At 73.6% G+C, this 21,204-nt stretch carries 22 protein-coding genes; 14 read left to right on the forward strand and 8 right to left on the reverse strand.

The window, feature by feature from the left end; translation table 11 throughout:
• Positions 1-106: 106 nt before the first annotated feature.
• From ACFFXY_RS16000 to vanX, 3 genes are read left to right on the forward strand one after another with little or no spacing between them, the layout of a single operon-like run.
• Positions 107-1,078, forward strand: coding sequence for an NAD(P)-dependent oxidoreductase (locus ACFFXY_RS16000; protein WP_382352484.1), 972 nt, complete (start codon positions 107-109; stop codon positions 1,076-1,078).
• Positions 1,071-2,111 carry a D-alanine--(R)-lactate ligase gene (gene vanA, locus ACFFXY_RS16005; protein WP_382352487.1) on the forward strand — a complete coding sequence of 347 codons (1,041 nt, stop codon included), beginning with the start codon at positions 1,071-1,073 and terminating at the stop codon, positions 2,109-2,111. Before ACFFXY_RS16000 ends, vanA begins: the two co-directional genes overlap by 8 nt.
• Before the next feature lie 11 nt (positions 2,112-2,122).
• Positions 2,123-2,734, forward strand: coding sequence for a D-Ala-D-Ala dipeptidase VanX (gene vanX / locus ACFFXY_RS16010; protein WP_382355447.1), 612 nt, complete (start codon positions 2,123-2,125; stop codon positions 2,732-2,734).
• Here vanX and ACFFXY_RS16015 read toward each other — a convergent pair.
• Together ACFFXY_RS16015 and ACFFXY_RS16020 are read right to left on the reverse strand one after the other, a co-directional pair.
• A complete protein-coding gene (locus ACFFXY_RS16015) occupies positions 2,731-3,843 on the reverse strand; it encodes a sensor histidine kinase (RefSeq protein ID WP_382352489.1) in 1,113 nt (370 codons plus the stop codon). The two genes, vanX and ACFFXY_RS16015, sit on opposite strands and share 4 nt — an antisense overlap.
• Entirely contained in the window at positions 3,836-4,507 is a 672-nt protein-coding gene (locus tag ACFFXY_RS16020; protein WP_382352491.1) for a response regulator transcription factor, read from the reverse strand. The genes ACFFXY_RS16015 and ACFFXY_RS16020 overlap by 8 nt, the downstream gene beginning before the upstream one ends.
• A 91-nt stretch (positions 4,508-4,598) precedes the next feature.
• Here ACFFXY_RS16020 and ACFFXY_RS16025 point away from each other — a divergent pair, with 91 nt between their 5' ends.
• On the forward strand, positions 4,599-5,075 hold the full coding sequence (locus tag ACFFXY_RS16025; RefSeq protein WP_382352494.1) for a D-alanyl-D-alanine carboxypeptidase family protein: 477 nt from the start codon (positions 4,599-4,601) through the stop codon (positions 5,073-5,075).
• 6 nt (positions 5,076-5,081) lie between these two features.
• On the opposite strand, the gene ACFFXY_RS16030 is transcribed toward ACFFXY_RS16025, so the two are convergent.
• On the reverse strand, positions 5,082-6,428 hold the full coding sequence (locus ACFFXY_RS16030) for an MFS transporter (protein WP_382352497.1): 1,347 nt from the start codon (positions 6,426-6,428) through the stop codon (positions 5,082-5,084).
• An 81-nt stretch (positions 6,429-6,509) separates the two neighbouring features.
• On the opposite strand from ACFFXY_RS16030, the gene ACFFXY_RS16035 reads away from it, so the two are divergent.
• The gene (locus tag ACFFXY_RS16035; protein WP_382352500.1) at positions 6,510-7,031 is read left to right on the forward strand and encodes a winged helix-turn-helix transcriptional regulator; all 522 of its coding nucleotides are present in this window, start codon (positions 6,510-6,512) and stop codon (positions 7,029-7,031) included.
• Here the strand turns inward: ACFFXY_RS16035 and ACFFXY_RS16040 are convergent.
• Positions 7,022-7,966, reverse strand: coding sequence for a helix-turn-helix transcriptional regulator (locus ACFFXY_RS16040; protein ID WP_382352503.1), 945 nt, complete (start codon positions 7,964-7,966; stop codon positions 7,022-7,024). The genes ACFFXY_RS16035 and ACFFXY_RS16040 overlap by 10 nt on opposite strands.
• Before the next feature lie 108 nt (positions 7,967-8,074).
• Here ACFFXY_RS16040 and ACFFXY_RS16045 point away from each other — a divergent pair, with 108 nt between their 5' ends.
• From ACFFXY_RS16045 to ACFFXY_RS16065, 5 genes are all read left to right on the forward strand, one after another.
• Entirely contained in the window at positions 8,075-8,479 is a 405-nt protein-coding gene (locus ACFFXY_RS16045; RefSeq protein ID WP_382352506.1) for a RidA family protein, read from the forward strand.
• A gap of 140 nt (positions 8,480-8,619) precedes the next feature.
• Positions 8,620-10,161, forward strand: a complete 1,542-nt coding sequence (locus ACFFXY_RS16050) for a sugar ABC transporter ATP-binding protein (protein WP_382352509.1) — start codon at positions 8,620-8,622, stop codon at positions 10,159-10,161.
• Entirely contained in the window at positions 10,158-11,153 is a 996-nt protein-coding gene (locus tag ACFFXY_RS16055; RefSeq protein WP_382352512.1) for an ABC transporter permease, read from the forward strand. The genes ACFFXY_RS16050 and ACFFXY_RS16055 overlap by 4 nt, the downstream gene beginning before the upstream one ends.
• Entirely contained in the window at positions 11,150-12,115 is a 966-nt protein-coding gene (locus ACFFXY_RS16060) for an ABC transporter substrate-binding protein (protein WP_382352515.1), read from the forward strand. Before ACFFXY_RS16055 ends, ACFFXY_RS16060 begins: the two co-directional genes overlap by 4 nt.
• Before the next feature lie 143 nt (positions 12,116-12,258).
• On the forward strand, positions 12,259-12,498 hold the full coding sequence (locus tag ACFFXY_RS16065; RefSeq protein WP_382352518.1) for a hypothetical protein: 240 nt from the start codon (positions 12,259-12,261) through the stop codon (positions 12,496-12,498).
• 238 nt (positions 12,499-12,736) lie between these two features.
• On the opposite strand, the gene ACFFXY_RS16070 is transcribed toward ACFFXY_RS16065, so the two are convergent.
• The 3 genes from ACFFXY_RS16070 to ACFFXY_RS16080 all read right to left on the reverse strand — a co-directional run bounded on the left by ACFFXY_RS16070 (position 12,737) and on the right by ACFFXY_RS16080 (position 14,269).
• On the reverse strand, positions 12,737-13,354 hold the full coding sequence (locus tag ACFFXY_RS16070; RefSeq protein ID WP_382352521.1) for a TetR/AcrR family transcriptional regulator: 618 nt from the start codon (positions 13,352-13,354) through the stop codon (positions 12,737-12,739).
• Between the two features lie 157 nt (positions 13,355-13,511).
• Positions 13,512-13,892 (reverse strand): hypothetical protein, encoded by a 381-nt coding sequence (locus ACFFXY_RS16075; protein WP_382352524.1) that lies wholly within the window; start codon positions 13,890-13,892, stop codon positions 13,512-13,514.
• A gap of 32 nt (positions 13,893-13,924) precedes the next feature.
• The gene (locus tag ACFFXY_RS16080) at positions 13,925-14,269 is read right to left on the reverse strand and encodes a hypothetical protein (protein WP_382352527.1); all 345 of its coding nucleotides are present in this window, start codon (positions 14,267-14,269) and stop codon (positions 13,925-13,927) included.
• Positions 14,270-14,454: 185 nt separating this feature from the next.
• Here ACFFXY_RS16080 and ACFFXY_RS16085 point away from each other — a divergent pair, with 185 nt between their 5' ends.
• From ACFFXY_RS16085 to ACFFXY_RS16100, 4 genes are all read left to right on the forward strand, one after another.
• On the forward strand, positions 14,455-17,238 hold the full coding sequence (locus tag ACFFXY_RS16085; protein ID WP_382352530.1) for an AfsR/SARP family transcriptional regulator: 2,784 nt from the start codon (positions 14,455-14,457) through the stop codon (positions 17,236-17,238).
• A 151-nt stretch (positions 17,239-17,389) separates the two neighbouring features.
• Positions 17,390-18,445, forward strand: coding sequence for a FecCD family ABC transporter permease (locus ACFFXY_RS16090; RefSeq protein WP_382352534.1), 1,056 nt, complete (start codon positions 17,390-17,392; stop codon positions 18,443-18,445).
• Positions 18,442-19,557 (forward strand): FecCD family ABC transporter permease, encoded by a 1,116-nt coding sequence (locus tag ACFFXY_RS16095; RefSeq protein ID WP_382352537.1) that lies wholly within the window; start codon positions 18,442-18,444, stop codon positions 19,555-19,557. Before ACFFXY_RS16090 ends, ACFFXY_RS16095 begins: the two co-directional genes overlap by 4 nt.
• Positions 19,472-20,413, forward strand: coding sequence for an ABC transporter substrate-binding protein (locus ACFFXY_RS16100; protein WP_382352540.1), 942 nt, complete (start codon positions 19,472-19,474; stop codon positions 20,411-20,413). Before ACFFXY_RS16095 ends, ACFFXY_RS16100 begins: the two co-directional genes overlap by 86 nt.
• Here the strand turns inward: ACFFXY_RS16100 and ACFFXY_RS16105 are convergent.
• Positions 20,403-21,152 carry an NADPH-dependent F420 reductase gene (locus tag ACFFXY_RS16105; protein ID WP_382352543.1) on the reverse strand — a complete coding sequence of 250 codons (750 nt, stop codon included), beginning with the start codon at positions 21,150-21,152 and terminating at the stop codon, positions 20,403-20,405. The genes ACFFXY_RS16100 and ACFFXY_RS16105 overlap by 11 nt on opposite strands.
• Positions 21,153-21,204: the final 52 nt, after the last annotated feature.

A 21,204-nucleotide genomic window follows, 5' to 3' on the forward strand; every position in this document is an offset into this window, starting at 1 on the left:
GGTGCGGTTCGGGATCATGCGGGCCAGTCAAGGGCGCGGGCCGTATCGCGGGCGTATGGAAATCCGCATACGCCCCGACAACACGGGCGGGGCTTGACTCCTGGGCATGACAGAGAGCGAACCCGCCCGCATCGCCGTCTATGGGTGCGGGCCCGACGAGGCCGACGCGTTCCGCGCCCTGGGCGACCGGATCGACCCGGTGCTCACCGACGCGCCCGTGTCGGAGGCCAACGCCGCGTTGGCGTCCGGGGCCAGGTGCATCAGCATCGGGCACAAGACCCGCGTGTCGAGCGCGACGCTGCTCGCGCTCAAGCGGGTCGGCGTCGAGTACGTGTCGACCCGGAGCGTGGGCTGCAACCACGTGAACGTGAAGTACGCCGAGAGCATCGGGATCACCGTCGAGAACGTCTCGTACTCCCCCGACGGCGTCGCGGACTACACGCTGATGCTCATCCTCATGGTGCTGCGCAACGCCAGGTCGGTGGTGCTGCGCGCCGACGTGCACGACTACCGGCTGTACGAGGAGCGCGGCCGGGAGCTGCGGGACCTCACCGTGGGCGTGGTGGGGACCGGGCGGATCGGTGCGGCCGTGATCGACCGGCTGCGCGGGTTCGGGTGCCGGGTGCTCGCGTTCGACAAGCAGCCCAAGGCGGACGCGGAGTACTTGCCGCTGGACCGGCTGCTGCGCGAGAGCGACGTGGTCACGCTGCACACGCCCCTGAACGCGCACACGCACCACCTCCTCGACCGCGGCCGCATCGACCGGCTCAAGCCCGGCGCGGTCGTCGTCAACACCGGGCGGGGGCCGCTCATCGACACCGAGGCGCTGGTCCCGGCCCTGGAGGGGGGCCGGCTCGGCGGGGCCGCGCTCGACGTCATCGAGGGCGAGGAGGGGGTCTTCTACGCCGACCGCCGGGACCGGCTGGTCGGGAACAACGCGCTGGAGCGGCTCCAGAAGCTGCCCAACGTGGTCGTCAGCCCGCACACCGCGTATTACACCGACCGGGCGCTGCGCGACACCGTCGCGCACTCGGTCGCGAACTGCCTGCGTTTCGAGGAGAGGAGTCAGCATGGCTAGGTTGAGGATCGGGGTCCTGTTCGGAGGGGCCTCGGAGGAGCACCCCGTGTCGGTGAAGTCGGCGCGGGAGGTCGCGAAGCACCTCGACGCCGCGAAGTACGAGCCGTTCTACATCGGGATCACGAAGGGCGGAGAGTGGCGGCTGTGCGAAGGGCCCGAGGGGGACTGGGAGCGCGGGGAGTTGCGTCCGGCGGTGCTGGCGCCCGACCGGGGCGTCCACGGGCTGCTCGTGCTCGACCACGGGAAGTACGAGGAGGTGCGGCTCGACGCGGTGGTGCCGGTCCTGCACGGCCGGCACGGCGAGGACGGCGCGGTCCAGGGGCTCCTGGAGCTGGCGGGCATCCCGTACGCGGGCTGCGACATCGCCGGTTCGGCGCTGTGCATCGACAAGTCGCTGACGTACCTGGTGGCGCGGAGCGCGGGGGTCGCGGTGCCGGAGTTCCGGGTCGTCGCCGAGGGCGAGGAGGTCGATCCGGCGTCGCTGAGGTACCCGGTGTTCGTGAAGCCCGCCAGGTCGGGGTCCTCGTTCGGGGTAGGCAAGGTGTCCGGGCCCGGGGAGCTGGCGGCGGCGCTGGCCGAGGCGCGCGAGTACGACGTGAAGGTCCTCATCGAAGAGGCCGTGGAGGGCGCGGAGATCGGGTGTGCGATCCTGGGCAGCGGCCCGGACCTGGTCGCGGGCGAGGTGGACCGGATCGCCCTGTCGCACGGGTTCTTCCGCATCCACCAGGAGGAAAGGCCCGAGACCGGCTCGGACAACTCGGTGGCGATCGTCCCGGCCGACATCCCGGCCGCGTCGCGGACGCTCGTCCAGGAGACCGCGAAGGCCGTGTACCGGGCCCTGGGCTGCAAAGGACTGTCGCGAGTGGACATGTTCCTCACGGAGGACGGCGGGGTCGTCCTCAACGAGGTGAACACCATGCCGGGCATGACCTCCTACAGCCGCTATCCGCGGATGATGGCGGCGTCGGGGCTCGACATGGGGGCGGTGCTCGACTGGATGATCGAGCTGGCGCTGGCGGGGACGGGGCGTTGAGAGAGACGGCGCTGAGGGACGGCTTCGCCTACATCGACGAGGCGCTCCCGGGCGTCCGCTGGGACGCGAAGTACGCCGGGCCGGACAACTTCACCGGGCGGCCGGTGGAGGGGTACCTGTCGCCGCGCGTCGTCGGCACGGTGGAGCTGTGCGCGGCGCTGGAGCGGGTCCAGGGCAAGGCCGAGTCGCGCGGGTTCGGGCTGCTGGTGTGGGACGCGTACCGGCCGCAGCGGGCCGTGGACGCGTTCCTGCGCTGGGCCGGGGAGCCTGAGGACGGCGCGGCGAAGGCCCGCCACTACCCGAACATCGCGCGGACCGAGATGGTGGGGCGGGGCTACGTCGCGCCCCGGTCGGGCCACAGCCGCGGGTCCACGGTGGACCTGACGTTCGTCGATCTGGAGACGGGCGTCCCGGTGCCGATGGGCGGGGACCACGACCTCATGGACCCGGTCTCGCACCACGGGGCCGAGGGCGTGCCGGAGGCCGCGGCGGCGAACCGCCGCGCGCTCCGGTCGGTCATGGAGTCGTGCGGGTTCGGCGCGTACCCGTGGGAGTGGTGGCACTACACGCTGCGGGACGAGCCCTACCCCGACACGTACTTCGACTTCCCGGTCGAGGGCTAGGACGCGGCGGGCAGGCGGACCGTGGCGGCGAGTCCGCCGCCCTCGCGCGGGGCGAGGGTCAGGGAGCCGTCGTGGGCGCGGGCGATGCTGTCGGCGATCGCCAGGCCCAGGCCGATGCCGACGTGGTCGGCGCGGGTGCGCCCGGAGCCGCGCTGGAACCGCTCGGTGAGCGTCGCGACCAGGGTCGGCGCGAGGACCCTGCCGGTGTTCTCCACGATGAGGTACGCGTCCCCGGCGTCCACTCCCGTGGCGACGCGGACCACGCCGTCCTCGGGCAGGTTGTGGACGATCGCGTTGTGCAGCAGGTTCACCGCGAGCTGGAGCAGCAGCGCGTAGGAGCCGCTCGCGGGCGCGGCGTCCCCCGAGACCTCGACGGCGACGCCGCGGCGCTCCGCGAGCTCCAGGAGGGACTCCGCGGCCTCCTCGGCGGCGAGCGAGAGGTCCACCGGCTCGGACGTGAAGGCCCGCTGGTCGGAGCGGCTGAGCAGGAGCAGCGCCTCGGTGAGGTCGATCGCGCGGGCGTTCATCAGGTGCAGCCGCTCGATGAGCTCCCCGGGGTCGCGCGAGGGGTCGCTGCGGGCCACTTCGAGCATCGTCTGCGTGATCGCGAGAGGTGTGCGCAGCTCGTGGGAGGCGTTGGCGGCGAAGCGCTGCTGCTCGGCCACGTGGGCTTCGAGGCGCGCCAGCATCGAGTCGAAGGAGTCGGCGAGCTCGCGGAACTCGTCCTGGCGGCCGGGCAGGCGGATGCGGTGGGCCAGCGCGCCGCCCGCGGCCTCGCGGGTGGCCTCGGTGATGCGGGTGAGCGGCGCGAGCATCCGCCCGGCCAGGAACCAGCCGCCGCCGAGGCCGAGGAGCAGCAGGAACACCAGGGACGCAAGGGCTTTGGGCGCGAACGCCCGCCACAGGTCGAGCCGGCCGGGGATGAACAGGCCGGGGCCGATGGTCCCGTCGGGGGCCACGCGGCCGCGGATCGTGACCGCCTCCGCCGGGACGTACCGCAGCAGGAACAGCCACACGATCGCCAGCAGCAGGCCGCCCGCGACCACCAGGAACAGCGCGTAGGACACGGTCAGGCGCAGGCGCACCGACAGGCCGGGCTTCCTATCCACGCTCGGGCTCCTCGATCCGGTAGCCGACCCCGGCCACCGTGGCGATGACCCACGGCTCACCGAGGCGCTTGCGCAGGGCCGAGACGGTGATGCGCACGGCGTTGGTGAACGGGTCGGCGTGCTCGTCCCACGCCTTCTCCAGCAGCTCCTCGGCGCTGACCACGCCGCCCTCGGCCGCCACGAGCACCTCCAGGACCGCGAACTGCTTGCGGGTGAGCGCCACGTACCTGCCGTCCCGGTAGACCTCGCGGCGGAACGGGTCCACGCGCAGGCCCGCCAGCTCGCGCACCGGCGGGCGGTGGTGCGCGCGCCTGCGGTCCAGGGCCCGCAGCCGCAGCACCAGCTCCCGGAACTCGAACGGCTTCGTCAGGTAGTCGTCGCTGCCGAGTTCGAACCCGGACGCCTTGTCGTCCAAGCGGTCCGCGGCCGTGAGCATGAGGATGCCCATGCCGGTGCCCGACGCCACGATCTCGCGGGCGACCTCGTCGCCCGAGGGCCCGGGGATGTCGCGGTCGAGGACCGCGATGTCGTAGGCGTTGACGCTCAGCAGCTCCAGGGCCGCATCGCCGTCCCCGGCGATGTCGGCGGCTATGGCCTCCAGGCGGAGGCCGTCGCGGATCGCCTCCGCGAGCAGGGGTTCGTCCTCGACGATCAGTACGCGCATAAGGAACACGATGCTACGGGCCCGCACCTATCGCCCGCATATCGAAAACCGCATACGGCCCCATAACCGCGCAGTCCGTTCACTGGAGCGCATGAGCCACTCCACGATCTCGCCCGCCCGCCGGGCCCTCGGCCCCGCGCACGGCGCCGTCCCCGCCGGGACCACCGTCTTCGACGACGCGCCCGCCGTCGCGAACCTCGACCCGGACCTCCTCGCGGCCCTGCGCCGGGCCGCGGCCGCCGCAGCGGGCGAGGGCGTCGTCTTCCTCGTCAACGGCGGCTGGCGGTCCCCCGCCTACCAGGAGGAGCTGCTCAGCGAGGCCGTCGCCGAGCACGGCTCCCCCGAGGCCGCCGCGCGCTGGGTGTCCACGCCCGAGACCTCCGCGCACGTCGCGGGCCGCGCGATCGACCTCGGCAGGGACGCCCGCGCCTGGCTCGCGGTCCACGGCGGCGCGTACGGCCTGCACCGGGTCTACCGCAACGAGCCGTGGCACTTCGAGCTGTGGCCCTGGCCCGGCCCGCCGCCGCTGTACGCGGACCCGTCCCACGACCCGCGCACGCGCCGGTAGCGGGCCTCACGCCCGGCGCGAGAGGACCGCGAACCCGGCCGCGGCGGCCGCGGCGAGGGCCGCGCAGGTCCACAGCGCCCCGTCCGTGCCGGTCGCGTCCACCAGGGTCGCGACGATCGGGATGCCCGCGGCGGTCCCGATGTAGCGCATCGTGTTGTTGACGCCCGAGCCCATGCCGCCGCGGTCGGCCGGGACGCTGTCGATGCTCAGGCGCGTCAGCGCCGGGTTCGCGGCCCCGTAGCCAGCCCCCGCCAGGACGAGGGCGGGCGCGGCGTGCCACCACGACCAGCCGTCGGCCAGGCCCGTGAGCAGGGCCGAACCGGCGCCCGCCACGACCAGGGCGAGGACCAGGAGCATCGCGGGCGTCAGGTTGAACCGCTTGACCTGCAACGAGACCAGGAACGCGGCGGTGGACCAGAGCGCGACCACCGCGGCCGTCTCGACCGGTCCGAGGACCGCGTCCGACTGGTACACCGTGGGCAGGTAGCTCATCATGCTGATGACCGCGACGCCCGTGACGAGCGCGCCGAGCGAGGCGATGAGGAACGCGGGGCGGGCGAACAGGCCCGGGTCGAGCATCGGTTCGCGGCCGCGGAGCTGGACGAGGACGAACGCGGCCGTGAAGACCGCGGCCGCGGCGAGGAGGCCGATGACGACCGGGTCGGACCAGTCCTGGCGGCCGAGGGTGAGGCCGGACATGAGGGCGGCCACGCCGAGCCCGAGCGTCACGGTCCCGGCGACGTCGGCCCGCCGCGGGTGCTCGGCGCGGGACTCGGGGAGCACGAGGCGGCCGGCCAGCGCGAGAGCCGCGGCGGCGGCCGCGTACAGCCAGTAGGGGCCGTTCCAGCCGAGCGCGGCGTCCAGCCCGGCGGCGAGGACCGCTCCGGCGCCGACGCCGAGGCCCATCATGGCCCCGTAGAGGGCGGTGGCGCGGCGGCGCTCGTCGGGGCCGGTGAAGACGGCGCCCATGATGCCGAGACTGGAGGTGAGGAGGGCGGCGCTGGCGGCGCCCTGGATGACGCGCGCGGCGGCGAAGACGGCGGTGTTGGGGGCGAGGGCGGCGAGGAGGACCGCGGCGGCGAAGAGCCAGGCGCCCGCGGTGAGGACCTTGCGGCGGCCGTGGTTGTCGGCGAGGTTGCCGGAGGTGAGGAGGGGGACGGCGAGGCCGAGGGAGATGGCGTTGATGATCCAGGTCTGGCCGGTCTCGCCCGCGTGGAGGTGGGCGGCGGTCTGCGGGGCGAGGATGAGGGGCGTGGAGTAGTTGAGGATGACCAGCAGCGGGGCCGCGCACAGGAGGGCGAGGACCGGCCCGGTCCTGGTGGTGGGGCGGGTCGGGGCGAGGGTCGCCGTCATGGGTGCTCCTTGGTTCGGTCAATGAACTCACCGGAGCCTAGCACTGTTGGTTCAATGAATGAACCGGGGTAGGATGCGGTCATGGCACTCGGCAAGGACTACCCCGGGCAGGACTGCTCGCTCTCGCGCGCGCTGGAGATGCTCGGCGAGCGCTGGACCCTGCTCGTGGTGCAGAACGCGATCTACGGCGTGCGCCGCTTCAGCGACTTCCAAGTGCGACTTGACATCCCGAAGGCGGTCCTGTCGGACCGGCTGGCCCGCCTGACCGAGGGCGGAGTGCTGGAGAAGCGCGCGTACCAGGCGTCACCGGTGCGGTACGAGTACGTGCCGACCGACGCGGGCGTCGAGCTGTGGCCGGTGGTCTACGCGCTCGGCGTGTGGGGGTACCGGCACATCGGCGGCGAGCCGCCGCGCCTGTTCCGGCACGCCGAGTGCGGGTCGGGGCTGCTGCCGTCCACCGACTGCCCGGCGTGCGGGCCGGTGCACCCGCGGGACGTGGAGATGTACCCGGGGCCGGGCCCCAAGCGCACCGACCGCGTGAGCCAGGCGATGAACCGGCCGCGGCGGCTCCTCGAACCGGTCGAGGCCGCGGTTCAGGCGTAGCGGGCGGCCAGCGCGGCGGCGCGGTCGCGGAGCGCGGCCCGCAGGGGCGGCGGGGCGAGGGCCTCGGCGTCGGTCCCGAGCCGCCACAGGGCCCATTCGGCGTGGCGCAGGTCTTGGAAGGCCACTTCGAGGCGGAGGCGCCCGTCGGGGTCGGGGATCTCGGTGAGGACGGCGACGGCGGCGTCCAGGAGCTCTTCGCGGCGGGCCGGGTCGATGCGGACGAGGACGCGGAGCCGGTCGTCGGCGAGGAAGCGGGCGGCGCGCTCGCGCCAGATCCGGTCGAGGTCGACGCGGTCGGGCCGCTCGGCGGGCTCGTCGAGGGCCTCGGCGGCCTTGACGCGGGAGAGGCGGTAGGTGCGGTCGGCGCCGGAGCGGGTGGCGAGGAGGTAGGCCTTGTCGCGAACGGTGACCAGGCCGATGGGGTCCACGGTGCGCCACCGCGGGTCCTGGCCGGAGGCGGCGTAGTGGAGGCGCAGGCGGCGTCCGGCGAGGACGGCGCGGCGGACGGTGCCGAGGACCGCGGCGGGGACATCCTCGGTGGCGGGGCGGCGTGAGAGCAGGTCGGTGCCGGGTTCGAGGAGGAACCGCCGGGCGGCGTCGTCCACGTCGGCGCGGTGGGACTCCGGGAGGGCGTCCACGACTTTGCGCAGGCCCGAGGCGAGGGCCGGGCCGAGCCCGAAGGGGCCCGCGGTGAGCAGGGCGAGGGCTTCGTCGCGGTTGAGGCCGGTCAGCTCGGTGCGGAAGCCGGGCAGGAGCGCGAAGCCGCCGTGGCGGCCGCGCTCGGCGTAGACGGGGACGCCCGCGGCGGACAGGGCCTCGATGTCGCGCAGGACGGTCCGGGTGGAGACCTCCAGTTCGGCGGCGAGGGCGTCGGCGGTGAGGCGGCCGCGCTGGCGCAGCAGCAGGACCAGGGAGACGAGGCGGTCGGCGCGCATCGGAGGAATGCTACCGGAATACCTGACATGAGGTGTCGTGATTTCCTGGGAGGCTCCTTGTCGCGGCGCCGAGAGCGGCGCCGATCCGACGAATGGAGCGATGGGGCAATGGAACGAACCGCGGTGAACCCGGTGGAGTGGTCGCTGGAGCTGGGCTTCAACCAGGGCGAGCTGGTGTCGGGGCAGACCCGGACGCTGTACTGCTCGGGGCAGACGGCGATGGGGAGGGACGGGCGGCCCGAGCACGAGGGCGACATGGCCGCGCAGCTGGCGCTGAGCCTGGACAACCTGGAGGCGGTGCTCGCGGCGGCGGGGATGGGGCTGTCGGACCTGGTGCGGCTCAACGTGTACACGACCGATGTGGACGGCCTGTTCCCGCATTACGGGGTGCTCGCGGGGCGGCTCGGCGCGGCCGGGGCCGCGCCCGCGACGACGATGCTCGGGGTGGTGCGCCTGGCGGTGCCGGGGCAGATGGTGGAGCTGGAGGGGACGGCCGTGGCGTCGGCGGTGTGACCGGGTGAGGGTCCGGCCCCGCCGTTCGCGGCGGGGCCGGTCCGTTCGGATCCAAGGCGGGTCGCGCGAAGCGCCCTATGTATCAACAAATTTCAATGGTTGACACATTAGTTCGGTCTCATTACGATTCGATACGTCAGATGTATGACCTGCCCGCTGGAGGTCCCGTGCACGATCTGCTGCTGCGACTCGAAGGGATCTCGAAGGGCTTTCCGGGCGTGCAGGCCCTCTCGGACGTCCACTTGGAACTGCGGGCCGGCGAGGTCCACGCGGTCGTCGGGGAGAACGGCGCGGGCAAGTCGACGCTCATGAAGCTCCTCGCGGGCATCCACCAGCGCGACGCCGGGTCGATCGAGGTCGGCGGCCGGGAGGTGGAGATCGAGAACCCCAGGGCCGCGCAGGAACTGGGCATCAGCATCATCCACCAGGAGTTCTCGCTGATGCCGGACCTGACGATCGCCGAGAACATCTACATCGGACGCGAGCCGCGCCGGGGCCCGTTCACCGACGACCGCAGGCTCAACCGGATGGCCGCGGACCTGTTCGCGCGCTTGGGGATCGACCTGGACCCGCGGGCGCGGGTGGGCGACCTGCTCGTGGCGCAGCAGCAGGTCGTGGAGATCGCGAAGGCCCTGTCGTTCGACGCGCGGGTCCTCATCATGGACGAGCCGACCGCCGCGCTCACCGAGTCCGAGACCGCGAACCTGTTCCGGCTCATCAGGGACTTGCGCGACCAGGGCACCGGCGTCATCTACATCTCGCACCGGCTCGGGGAGCTCAAGGAGATCGCCGACCGGATCACCGTGCTGCGCGACGGCGAGTACGTGGCGACGCTCGACGCCGCCGGGGCCGACCTGCGGCACGTCGTGGCGCTCATGGTCGGGCGCGAGCTGGCCGCGAACGGCGGCCCGCCGCGCACCGGCGACCCGTCGCGGCCGGTGGTCCTGGAGGTCAGGGGACTCGGGTCGAAAGGGCTCCTGGAGGACGTCAGCTTCGAGCTGCGCGAAGGGGAGATCCTCGGGTTCGCCGGGCTCGTGGGCGCGGGCCGCACCGAGGTCGCGCGGATCGTCTGCGGGGCCGACAGGGCCGACCGCGGCACGATCCTGCTGCGCGGCAGGCCCGTCAAGATCCGGACCCCGGCCGACGCGGCGCGGCTGCGCATCGGGTACCTCTCGGAGGACCGCAAGCGGTTCGGGCTCCTCCTCGACCAGGACGTGGGCTTCAACATCCTCGCGTCGTCCCTCGCCGAGCACGCGAACCCGCTGGGGCTCATGAAGGACGCCCAGGCGCGGCGGACCGCCGAGCGGTACGTGGAGTCGCTGCGCATCCGCACCCCTTCGCTGCGCACGCCGGTGCGGTCGCTCTCGGGCGGGAACCAGCAGAAGGTCATCCTCGCCCGCTGGCTCGCGAAGGACTGCGACGTCCTCATCTTCGACGAGCCCACCCGCGGCATCGACGTCGGCGCGAAGGAGGAGATCTACGAGCTTCTCGACAGCCTTGCGGCGGAAGGGAAGTCGATCATCATGATCTCCTCGGAGCTGCCGGAGGTCCTGCGCATGGCGCACCGGATCGCCGTCATGTGCGAAGGGAGGGTCACCGGCGTCCTCGACGGCGCCGAGGCCGACCAGAGGACCGTCATGGACTACGCCACCAGGGCCGGAGCACACGGAGGAATCGCATGAAGCAGACGGACACCGCCGCGTCGCCGCGCGTCCTGGGGCCCTCGTGGAACTTCGCGCGCCGCCAGCTCCAGCAGGTGCTCGCGTTCGCCAGCCTCATCGTCCTCGCCGCGTTCTTCGCGATCGCCAACCCGAACTTCCTGACCTGGTCGAACCTGAGCGGCATCCTCCTGTCGACGGCCGTCATCGGCATCCTCGCGCTCGGCACCACGTTCGTCATCATCACCTCCGGCATCGAGCTGTCGCTGGGCACCGGCATGACGCTCGCGGCCGTCATGACCGGCGTCATGCTCACCTCCTGGGGCCTGCCGCTGCCGCTGGGCGTCCTCGGCGGCGTCCTCACCGGGGCGCTCATCGGCCTGGTCAACGGCGTGAGCATCGCGGTGCTCAAGATCCCGCCGTTCATCGCCACGCTCGCCATGATGCTCATCGCCCAGGGGCTCGCACTGGTGATCTCGGGGACCGCGCCGATCTACTTCACCGACGTCCCCGGGTTCACCGACATCTCCCTGGCCTCGCTCGTGCCCGGCGTGCGCCTGCCCAACGCGGTGCTGATCCTGTTCGCGCTCACCGCGGTCGCCGCGCTCATCCTCGGCAAGACGCTCCTGGGCCGGTACTCGTTCGCCATCGGCTCCAACGAGGACGCCGCGAGCCTCTCGGGGATCGCCGTGCGCAGGTGGAAGATCGCCGTCTACACGCTCTCGGGGTGCTTCATGGGCATCGCGGGAGTGGTCCTCGCGGCCCGCCTCAACTCCGCGCAGCCGTCCCTCGGCATCGGGTACGAGCTCCAGGCCATCGCCGCCGTCGTCATCGGCGGCACCTCGCTCCAGGGCGGCAAGGGCTCCATCGTCGGGACGCTCATCGGCGCGCTCATCGTCGGCACCGTCACCAACGGGCTGCGCATCATGTCCATCCCGCAGGAGTGGCAGTCCGTCGTCATCGGCCTGGTCATCCTCGCCGCCGTCTACATCGACATCCTCCGGAGGAAGCAATGATGAAACGCAGGGCCGTACTCGCCGGAGCCCCCGGGGCGCTGCTCCTGATCGCCGGGTGCGGCGACGACGCCACCGAGGGCCTGGACCCCGACAAGCCCTACATCGCCCTGGTGTCCAAGGGGTTCCAGCACCAGTTCTGGCAGGCCGTCCAGGAGGGCGCGGAGCAGGCCGCCGAGGAGTTCGGCGTCGAGATCACCTTCGAGGGCCCCGACTCCGAGTCCGAGGTGGCGCAGCAGATCGACATGCTCCAGACCGCCCTGGACCGCGACCCCGACGCGATCGGGTTCGCCGCGCTCGACAGCCAGGCCGCCGCGCCGCTCATGACCGAGGCCGAGAGCCGCGGCGTCCCCGTGATCGCCTTCGACTCCGGTGTGGACTCGGACGTGCCCGTGACCACCGCCTCCACCGACAACCTCGCCGCCGCGGCCCTCGCCGCCGAGCACCTCGTGGAGCTCATCGGCGGCGCCGGGAAGATCGCCCTCGTCGTCCACGACCAGACCAGCGTCACCGGCGTGCAGCGCCGCGACGGGTTCACCGAGTGGGTCGAGGCCAACGCACCGGACGTCGAGATCGTGTCGGTGCAGTACGGCGGCGGCGACCAGCTCGAATCGACCAACATCGCCACCGCGATCATCGAGGGCAACCCCGACCTCAAGGGCCTCTACGGCGCCAACGAGGGCTCCGCGATCGGCGTCATCAACGCCGTCCAAGAGCTCGACCGCGTCGGCGAGATCCAGGTCGTCGGCTTCGACTCCGGGCAGGCCCAGATCGACGCGATCCGGGACGGCGTCATGGCCGGGGCCATCACCCAGAACCCCGTCGGCATCGGCTACGAGACCGTGAAGGCCGCCGTCGCCGCCATCAACGGCGAGGACCTCCCCGAGACCATCGACACCGGCTTCTACTGGTACGACGCGACCAACATCGACGACGCCGAGATCCAGGCCGTGCTGTACGAGTGAAGCGATCCGGGACGGGAGGATGACGCCCTCCCGTCCCGGGCCTGCGGGGGCCTTGGCCGCGTCGCGGGGTACAGCAGCCTGTACCCGTGTTTCACCAGGTGAGGGCATTGGGCGCGAGCGCGTTCCGCCATATCGTCGTAGTCATGGACACGACATCTGGAGGAGCCATGGACGACTTCCGCACCGCCCCGCCCCGCACCGCCCTCAGCCACGACAAGATCGTCAACCGGTCCCTGTGGGCCGGGTTCGCCGGCGGCGCGATCCTGAACGCCTTCCTGCATGTGGTCGGCCTGGGGCTCCTCGCCATCCCCTTCGGAATCCTCGCCCTCGCCAGCGGCATCGGCCTGGTGCTGCGCGCCGTCGTGCGGCCACGGCACCGGTAGGGCGAGTCCTTTCGGGACCCCCGTGAAGTTCAGGTACAGAGTACGTGATTCAATGGCATCGTTCACGTACGAGGTACGCACTCTGGTGAGCAACCGGTCACCCGGGCCGCGCGAAAGCCGCGGCCCGCGCGACCGTGCCCGTTCGTCTCCGGCATCGGCGGCGCGCGCACCGGAAGCCGCCGATGCCGGGCCCGCAGCCGCGGGCCCGGCCCACTGGCCTGGGCCGGGACCGCGGCCCTTAGGGCTCCAGGCCCTTGAGGATGATGCGCAGCCCGTCGCGGAACCGCGACAGCGGGTCCGATGCGCCTGCGGCGTCGGCGATCTCGACGAGCCGCGGAAAGCGCTCCCCGTCGAGTGCGGGCCCCTGGTCCGCGGCGGGAGCCGGTCCGGGCTGCGGGGCGACCACCTCGACCTGCGCGAACCCCGAGATGAACCCCGAGACGACGCGGAACGCCACCAGCAGCCGCGGGCCGCGGTAGCCGCCGCGGTGCAGCGCGTCGAGCATGGCCTCGGCGGGCGCGAGGGCCGACTCGTGGAGGGCCCCGCGAGCGAGCATGAGCGGGACGGCGTTCGGGTGCTCCCACACGGTCAGGAGCACGCCCTCGGCGACGGCGGCCAGGGCCTCGCGCCAGTCGCCGCCCTCGGGCTCCTCCCAGGTCGACATCGCCATGACCGCCTCGGTCACGAGCGCTTCGAGCCCGGTCCGGCCGTCGACGTAGTTGTAGATGGTCATCGCGCCCGTGCCGAGCTCGGCGGCGAGGCTGCGCATGGTCAGCCCCGCCAGCCCCCGCTCGTCGACGATGGACAGAGCGGTGGCCTGCAACTGCTCTCTCGTGAACCTTCTGGGCGCGGGCATGCTGCTCCTCGTTCGGGTACGGCGAGCGCCGGGGCACAGACGGGAGGCGCTCCCGTGCAAGGTACCGAACGGATGTGACAGGAGCGCACCCTCGTCCCGATCGAGGGCGCGCGGAAGCCGCCCGCCGGGGATCGGCGGGCGGCTCCGGGCGCGGGGGCTACGGCGTGTTGGAGGTCCAGATGCCGCCGTCGACCACGAAGCTGCCGGGCGGGCAGCTCACGATCGAGGGGACGTTGGAGGTGGTCTGCCAGACGGACGGGTTGCGGGTGAACCGGGGGCCGCCGCCCTCGGTCTGGCACACCGCGAAGACCAGCCAGGAACCGCCGTTGGCCTTGGTGCAGCGGGCGAGCCAGCCGTTGTAGTACTGGTAGTCGGCGCAGCCCGAGGGCCAGCCCATGATGGTCACGTCGTCGGAGGCGGTGGCGACGGCGGCGGTGGCGGCCGGCTCCGGCTCCGCCGCGGAGGCGCCTTGGACGCCGGTGAGGAGGCTGAGCGCCATCGCCGTCGAGGCGAGCAGCGCGTAGATCGTCTTCTTCATGGGAGTCGGTCCTTTCTCGGAGGGGTGGCGGTTCAGGGCGTCGGGGAGGTCCAGATGTTGGCGCTCACGGCGTGGGAGCTGCCGGGGCAGAAGGCCCTGGACCAGCCGGTCTGGCGCCAGGCGCCGTTGGCGATGAAGGTGTTCCCGTTGCTGTCCTTGCAGGTCGCCACGGCCTGGTAGGAGCCGCCGTTGTGGCTGGAGCACGAGGCGACCCCGCCCCAGTCCTGGACCTGGGCGGTGCAGCCGGTGGGCCAGCCCATGATGGTCATGTCGTCCTCGGCGGCGGCCGGGACCGCGGTGCCGAGGGAGAACATCCCGGCCAGCATCAACCCGGCCGCGGCGGCCGCGGCAGTCCGCTTGAGGCGCGTCCTGAACATGCCGATCACCTGCTTTCTGTTGTGGCGCAGCGAGATCGTTCGCCGCGCTGCGATCTATCCTGGAGGGCGGCGGTGGTGATAATGTGGCGGTTCCGTGGTCCCGCGGGCCCTCGCCCCGCCCGCGCGCCGCGCTGCGATCGGACGGACGGCCAGGTCCGCCGCGACGTGCCCGATGAGGAGGCGCCATGGCCGCCGACACGGTGAAGTTCCGGGCGCTGGGACCGCTGGAGCTCGCGGTCGACGGCCGGGCCGTGACTCCGCGGGGCGCGAAGCCCCGCGCGCTCCTGGCGCTGCTGCTCCTCGACGTCAACCGGGTGTGCGAGCGCGACCTGCTCATCGACCGGCTGTGGGCCGGACGACCGCCCGAGGGCGCCAGGGCGACGCTCCGCGCGTACGTGTACCAGCTTCGGAAGGAGCTGGGGCGCTTCGCGAACGGCGTGGCCCTCGCCGCCCGCGGCGGCGGGTACGCACTGGAGGTCGCGGCCGAGGAGGTGGACGCGCACCGCTTCGAGGCGCTCGCGGCCGAGGGCCGCCGCAGGCTGCGCGGGGGCGGGTCCGAGACGGCGGCGGCCGCGTTCCGCGAGGGCCTGGACCTGTGGCGGGGGGCCGCGGCGTACACCGGCATCGACGTGACCGCGGTGCGAGACAAGGCGAGGCTGCTCGACGAGCTGCGCATGGAGGCCACCGAGGAGTGCCTCGGCGCGGAGCTCGAATCGGGGTCCGCGCCCGTCGCGGTGTCCGAACTGGAGCACCTGACGGCGGCGCACCCGCTGCGCGAAGGCATGTGGCGCCTGCTCATGCTGGGCCTGTACCGGTCCGGGCGGCAGGGCGAGGCGCTGGAGGCGTACCGGCGCCTGCACCGGCTGCTGGACGAGGAGCTCGGGGTCAGACCCTCGCCGCAGGTCGAGCGGTTGCACCGCCAGATCCTCGACGCCGACCCCGACCTCCAGCGGCCCGGCGGGAGCGCGCGCGTGCGGACCGTGCCGCGCCAGCTGCCCGCCCCGCCCGCGCACTTCACCGGCCGCGAGGCGCAGCTGTCCGAGATGGACGAGCTGCTGGCGTCCCCCGACGCGCCGGTCGCGGTCGTCTGCGGCACCGCGGGAGTCGGCAAGACCGCGCTCGCGGTCCACTGGGCGCACCGCGCCTCCGACCGCTTCCCGGACGGGCAGTTGTACGTGAACCTGCGCGGCTTCGACCCGGTCGGGCAGCCGATGGCCCCCGGGGAGGCGGTCCGGGGGCTCCTGAGCGCGCTCGGCACGGCGCCCGAGGCGGTGCCCGGGGAGCTGGACGCGCAGATCGGCCTGTACCGGAGCGCCCTGGCGGACAAGCGGGTCCTGCTCGTCCTCGACAACGCCCGGGACGCCGCGCAGGTGCGCCCGCTGCTGCCGGGCGGGCGCGGCACGGCCGCGGTCGTCACCAGCCGCGACCGGCTCTCCGGGCTCGTCGCCCACGGGGCGCAGCCGATCGGGCTGCGCCAGCTCGGCCCCGCGGAGGCCGGGCTGTTCCTGGAGCGGCGGCTGCGCAAGCGCCGCATCGCGGCCGAGCCGGAGGCGGCCGCGCAGATCGCCGCCGACTGCGCCGGGCTCCCGCTGGCGCTCGCGGTGGTCACCGCCCGCGCCGCCGGGAACCCGCACTTCGCCCTGGCGGCGCTCGCCCGCGAGCTGCGCGAGGCCGCGCGCCGCCTCGACGCGCTCGCCGACCCCGACCCGGCCGCCGACGTGCGGGCCGTGTTCTCGTGGTCCTACCGGGCCCTGTCCCCCGGGGCCGCGAAGATGTTCCGGCTGCTGGGGACGCACCCGGGCCCGGACTTCACCGCCGCCGCGGCGGCCTCGCTCGCCGGGGCCGGGGCGCCGCCCGCGCGCCGCCTGCTCGCCGAGCTGGAGCGGGCGAGCCTCCTGTACGAGACGTCGCCGGGCCGGTTCGCGTTCCACGACCTCGTCCACGCCTACGCGGCGGACCTCGCCGCGACCGACGCGGACCGCGAGGACGCCGTGCTGCGGACCCTCGACCACTACCTGCGCACCGCCTACGCGGGGATGCGGCTGATCCAGCCGATCCAGGACGCGATCACCCTCGCCCCGGCCCCGCCGGGGGCCGTGCCCGAGCCGCTCGCGGACGGCCGGGCCGCGATGGCCTGGTTCGGCGCCGAGCGGGCCGTGCTCCTCGCCGCGGTCGAGCACGCGGCGGCGCTCGGGCTGGACGAGCACTGCTGGCAGCTCGCCTGGGCCGCAAGCGAGTTCCTCCACCGGGCCGGGCACTGGCACGACCTCGCGCGCAGCTGGGAGACCGTCAGCGCCCGCAGCGGGCCGCACACCGAGAGCGGGGTCCTGGTCCGCGTGGAGCGCCGCCTCGCGTTCGCGTACTCGCTGCTCGACCGCTTCGACGAGGCCCACGGGCTCCTCGACCGGGCCTTGGAGCGGTGCCGGGACCTGGGCCTGTCCGAGGGCGAGGGCCACGTGCACCAGTTGCGCGGGTACGTGTGGCGGCGGCAGGGCGAGTTCGACGCGGCCATCGCCTGCAACCGCCGAGCCCTGGAGCTGTACCGCACGGCGGGGCACCAGGGGTGCCAGGCCATCGCGCTCAACTCGATCGGGTGGCACCGGGCCACGGTCGACGGCGAGTACCGGGAGGCGCTCGCCGACTGCAAAGCGGCCCTCGGCTTCGCGGAGGCCGCCGACGACCGCGCGGGCCAGGCCGCGATCCAGGACAGCCTCGGGTACATCCGCCACCACCTCGGCCAGTACGACCGGGCGGTGGACCACTACCTCCGGTCGGTGGCCCTCTCCCGCGACGCGGGCGCACGCTCGGGCGAAGCCGCCGCCCTCGCCAACCTCGCCGAAACCCACCTCGCCCTCAACGCCCCCGACCACGCCCTTGACGCCTGGACCCGCGCCCTCGAAATCCTCGAAGACATCGCCCACCCCGACGCGGACCGGATCAGGGCGAGACTCGCAGAGCTGCGCGAGTGAACGACCGCGGGCCAGCCCGCCGGGTCCGGCGGGCTGGCCGCCCGGTCTCCGCTCCCACGCCGCTGGCGCCTCTCCCTCCTCAGAAACGAGCCGTCGTCACATCGGGGCACCGCACGGGCGGGGGGAGGTTAGCCTCTCCTAATATCGGCTGGTGCCCGTCGCCCTCCGACCGCCCCGTCCGGCCGCCTTGCGGCTGCCCCGGCCCGCCGCCACCGCCCGCGGCCGGGCCGCTGTGTGCGTTGCGGCCGCGGTTCTGTTGGGGCTCATCCTGATCGCGTCGCTCGCGTTCGGCGCGCGCGACCTCTCCCCCGCCGAGGTGTGGGACGGCCTCACCCGGGCCGACCCGATCGCGGCCTCCGTCGTGTGGGACCAGCGCGTCCCGCGGACCCTCGTCGGCCTGCTCGCAGGGGCCGGGCTCGCGGTCGCCGGGGTCCTCATGCAGACGCTCACCCGCAACCCGCTCGCCGACCCGCGGATCTTCGGCGTCGCCGCCGGGGCGAGCCTCGGCGTCGTGCTCGGCATGAGCGTCCTCGGGCTCACCGGCATGAGCCAGTACGTGTGGCTCGGCATCGCCGGGGCCCTGGTCGCCGGGGTCGTCGGGTACGCGGTCGCGACGCTCGCGACCCGCGCCACCGGCGGCGGCACCGCCACCTACGCGCTCACCGGGGCGGCGATCGACGCGAGCCTGTCCGCGGTCGTGTACGCGGTCCTGGCCACGAACGTGCAGTCCTTCGACCGGTACCGGTTCTGGGCCGTGGGGTCGCTCGACGGGCGCGGCGCGGACGTCGCGATCGGCATGGCGCCGTTCCTCGTCGCGGGCCTGCTCCTCGCGTTCCTCGCGGCGAGGGGGCTCGACGGCCTGCAACTGGGCGCCGAGACCGCGGCCGGGCTCGGCCACCGCGTCGGGCTCACGCGAGGGACCGCCGCGGTGACCGTCGCGCTCCTCACCGGGGCGGCCGTCGCCGCCGCCGGGCCGGTCGGGTTCATCGGCCTCGCCATCCCGCACCTCGCGCGCTGGGCCGTGGGCGCGGCCCACCGGCCGCAGATCGCCCTGAGCCTGCTGCTGGGGCCCTCGATGCTCCTCGCCGCCGACGTCATCGGCCGCGTCGTCGTCCCCGGCGAGGCCCCCGCCGGGATCATCTGCGCGGTGATCGGGGCGCCGCTGCTCATCGTGCTCGTCAGGCGCGCGCGGACGGTGAACGCGTGAACGCCGTGAAGCTCCCCGGACGGTCCGTGGTCCGCGTCGGCGCCCGCTCGATCACGTGGCACCGGCGCAGCGCGCTCGCGGCCGTGCTGCTGCTGGCCGTGCTCCTCGGGGCCGTGGTCGTGTCGCTGTGCCTGGGCCACACGTACATCACGTTCGCCGACGTCGTCGCGACCCTCACCGGGACCACCGGGTACGACCGGACCGTCGAGGTCCTGCGCCTGCCGCGCACCGTGCTCGCCGTCGCCGCCGGGGCCGCGCTCGCCCTGGGCGGGGCGCTCATCCAGTCGGTGGCCCGCAACCCGCTCGCCAGCCCCGACATCGTCGGGGTCACCGCCGGGGCCGGGCTCGCCGCGACCGCGACGCTCACGTTCGGGCTCGGGTACGCGCTCCTCGCGCCGTCGGCGCTGGCGGGCGGGCTCGCCGCCGCCGCGCTCGTGCTGCTCGTGGCCGCCCGCGGCTCGCTGGCCGCGCCGCGGTTCGTGCTCGCGGGCGTCGCCGTGGCCGTGCTCCTCAAGTCCGGCATCCAGATCCTGCTCATCTCCGCCGACGCCATCGACGCCCAGCGCGCCCAGATCTGGCTCATCGGCACGCTCGGGGGCCGCGGCTGGTCCGAGGCCGCGTTCCTCGGCGTGTTCCTCGCGGCCGCGCTGCCAGCGCTCGTGTGGGCGCAGCGTGCGCTGGACACCACTGACCTCGACGACCCCACGGCCACCGGCATCGGCGTGCGCGTCACCGGTCGGCGCATCGGCCTGGCCGTCCTCGGCGTCGCGCTCGCCTCGGCGGCGGTCTCGCAGGTCGGCGCGGTCGAGTTCGTGGCGCTCGCGGCCCCGCAGATCGCGCGGCGCCTCGCCCGCACCTCCCGCCCGCCGCTGCTCGGCTCGGCCCTGACCGGCGCGGTCCTGCTCGTCCTCGCGGACTGGCTGGGCCGCACCGCGTTCGGCGACTACCAGATGCCCGCGGGCGTGCTCACCGCCGCGCTCGGCGGCCTCTACCTGCTGTACCTGCTCCTGACGAAGGGAACCCGAAATGAGAAGACGACTGGTCGCCTCCGGATTGGCGGCCGCCTGCGCGCTCGCGCTGACCGCCTGCGGCACCTCCGACCCGGCCGCTGACCGGGGCGGCGAGGAGGGCGAGACCCGCACCGTCGAGCACGCCATGGGCACCACCGAGGTCCCGGTGGACCCGCAGCGGGTCGTCGTCCTCGACACCGACAAGATCGACACGGCGCTGTCGCTGGGCATCACCCCGATCGGCGCGGCCCGCACGAGCGAGGCCGAGCTGCCGACCTACCTCGGGGACCTGTCGGGCGTCACGGTCGTGGGCACCAGCGCCGAACCGGACCTGGAGGCGATCGAGCAGCTCAAGCCGGACCTGATCCTCGGCTCGAAGTTCCGGCAGGAGGAGTTCTACGACGAGCTGGACGCCATCGCGCCCACCGTGTTCACCGAGCTCGTCGGCCTGACGTGGAAGGAGAACTTCCTCCTCGACGGCGAGGCGCTCGGCCGCGGCGACACCGCGAGGGAGCTGCTGGACGGGTACGAGGCGCGGGCCGCGGAACTGGGCGAGTCGCTCGGCGAGGCCGTGTCCACCGAGGTGAGCCTGGTGCGGTTCATGCCCGACCAGATCCGCGTCTACGGCCCGGACTCGTTCTCCGGCATCGTCCTCGGCGACACCGGCCTGGCCCGCCCGGAGCTCCAGCAGTTGAACGGGGCCGAGGACCGCCGCTTCGCCGAGGTGTCGGCCGAGGAGGTCGACACGCTCGGCGGCGACGTGGTGTTCTACTGCGCGTACGGCGACGACGGCGACGCGAAGCTCGCCGAGTACACCGGCGGCGCGCTGTGGCAGTCGATCCCGGCCGTGCAGGAGGGGAACGCCCACCAGGTGGACGACGAGGTCTGGATGACCGGCATCGGCGTCACCGCCGCGGGGATGATCCTCGACGACCTGGAGTCGTACCTCAGCGCATAGCGTCGGGGACGGTGCCGCCCGCGGTGCCGCGCACGGCCGCGTCGAGGAGCTCCTTGACGCGGCCGGCGGGGACCGGGGCGCCCGGGGTGGACGCGAGCCATTGGAACGTCTGCTCGCGGTCGAGTCCCTCGGGGATCGGGCCGGGCATGTACGGCTGCACGTAGACCGGGGTGCCGGGCTCGGCTCGCCAGCTCTCGGCGAGCGTCCCGGCGTCCACGGCGTCGAAGCCGAGGGCGTCGAGCAGCCCGGCCGCGCGGGCCTTCGCCTCAGGGTCGTCCCCGGCGATGGGGAGCGCGGAGCGCTCGGGCCCGGCGGGGCGGGCCATAGTGACGAGGCCGAAGAACGCGATGTTGTTGAACGCCTTGACGACCGCCGATCCGGCCAGGTGGCGTTGGACGAGTTCGCTGGTGGTGGCCTCGTTGGCGTCGAGGGCGGGGAAGCGGCCGTCGCGCTCGGGGTAGTAGTTGCCGGTGTCGAGGACGGTCTTGCCCGCGAGCGCTTCGGCGGGGAGCCGCAGGTAGGCGCTGAGCGGGACGGCCGCGACGACGAGGTCGCCCGCCGCGGCGGCCTCGGCCGGGACGGCGGCGCGGGCGGCGGGGCCGAGTTCGCCGACGAGGTCGGCGAGGGTCTCGGGGCCGCGGGAGTTCGCGAGGACCACTTCGATGCCCGCCGCGACGGCGAGCCGGGCGAGGGTGGATCCGATCATGCCGGCGCCGATGATGCCGAGTGTCTTCGTCATGGCCGCAGCCTCTCTCGTAAACGATAGTCGGGTATCACTTCTGTGCGGGACC

Origin of the sequence: Glycomyces mayteni, from assembly GCF_042428885.1 — a bacterium.
GTDB classification, from domain to species: domain Bacteria; phylum Actinomycetota; class Actinomycetes; order Mycobacteriales; family Micromonosporaceae; genus Glycomyces; species Glycomyces mayteni.

What these genes read in the sequence shown, in the direction of transcription:
- ACFFXY_RS16000 (WP_382352484.1), top strand. Translation starts at nt 107, where the DNA reads ATGACAGAGAGCGAACCCGCCCGCATCGCCGTCTATGGGTGCGGGCCC.
- ACFFXY_RS16070 (WP_382352521.1), bottom strand. Translation starts at nt 13,354, where the DNA reads ATGCCCGCGCCCAGAAGGTTCACGAGAGAGCAGTTGCAGGCCACCGCT.
- ACFFXY_RS16100 (WP_382352540.1), top strand. Translation starts at nt 19,472, where the DNA reads ATGAGAAGACGACTGGTCGCCTCCGGATTGGCGGCCGCCTGCGCGCTC.
- ACFFXY_RS16025 (WP_382352494.1), top strand. Translation starts at nt 4,599, where the DNA reads ATGAGCCACTCCACGATCTCGCCCGCCCGCCGGGCCCTCGGCCCCGCG.
- ACFFXY_RS16020 (WP_382352491.1), bottom strand. Translation starts at nt 4,507, where the DNA reads ATGCGCGTACTGATCGTCGAGGACGAACCCCTGCTCGCGGAGGCGATC.
- ACFFXY_RS16045 (WP_382352506.1), top strand. Translation starts at nt 8,075, where the DNA reads ATGGAACGAACCGCGGTGAACCCGGTGGAGTGGTCGCTGGAGCTGGGC.
- ACFFXY_RS16035 (WP_382352500.1), top strand. Translation starts at nt 6,510, where the DNA reads ATGGCACTCGGCAAGGACTACCCCGGGCAGGACTGCTCGCTCTCGCGC.
- ACFFXY_RS16055 (WP_382352512.1), top strand. Translation starts at nt 10,158, where the DNA reads ATGAAGCAGACGGACACCGCCGCGTCGCCGCGCGTCCTGGGGCCCTCG.
- ACFFXY_RS16085 (WP_382352530.1), top strand. Translation starts at nt 14,455, where the DNA reads ATGGCCGCCGACACGGTGAAGTTCCGGGCGCTGGGACCGCTGGAGCTC.
- ACFFXY_RS16040 (WP_382352503.1), bottom strand. Translation starts at nt 7,966, where the DNA reads ATGCGCGCCGACCGCCTCGTCTCCCTGGTCCTGCTGCTGCGCCAGCGC.
- ACFFXY_RS16030 (WP_382352497.1), bottom strand. Translation starts at nt 6,428, where the DNA reads ATGACGGCGACCCTCGCCCCGACCCGCCCCACCACCAGGACCGGGCCG.
- vanA (WP_382352487.1), top strand. Translation starts at nt 1,071, where the DNA reads ATGGCTAGGTTGAGGATCGGGGTCCTGTTCGGAGGGGCCTCGGAGGAG.
- ACFFXY_RS16105 (WP_382352543.1), bottom strand. Translation starts at nt 21,152, where the DNA reads ATGACGAAGACACTCGGCATCATCGGCGCCGGCATGATCGGATCCACC.
- ACFFXY_RS16065 (WP_382352518.1), top strand. Translation starts at nt 12,259, where the DNA reads ATGGACACGACATCTGGAGGAGCCATGGACGACTTCCGCACCGCCCCG.
- ACFFXY_RS16075 (WP_382352524.1), bottom strand. Translation starts at nt 13,892, where the DNA reads ATGAAGAAGACGATCTACGCGCTGCTCGCCTCGACGGCGATGGCGCTC.
- ACFFXY_RS16050 (WP_382352509.1), top strand. Translation starts at nt 8,620, where the DNA reads ATGTATGACCTGCCCGCTGGAGGTCCCGTGCACGATCTGCTGCTGCGA.
- ACFFXY_RS16080 (WP_382352527.1), bottom strand. Translation starts at nt 14,269, where the DNA reads ATGTTCAGGACGCGCCTCAAGCGGACTGCCGCGGCCGCCGCGGCCGGG.
- ACFFXY_RS16060 (WP_382352515.1), top strand. Translation starts at nt 11,150, where the DNA reads ATGATGAAACGCAGGGCCGTACTCGCCGGAGCCCCCGGGGCGCTGCTC.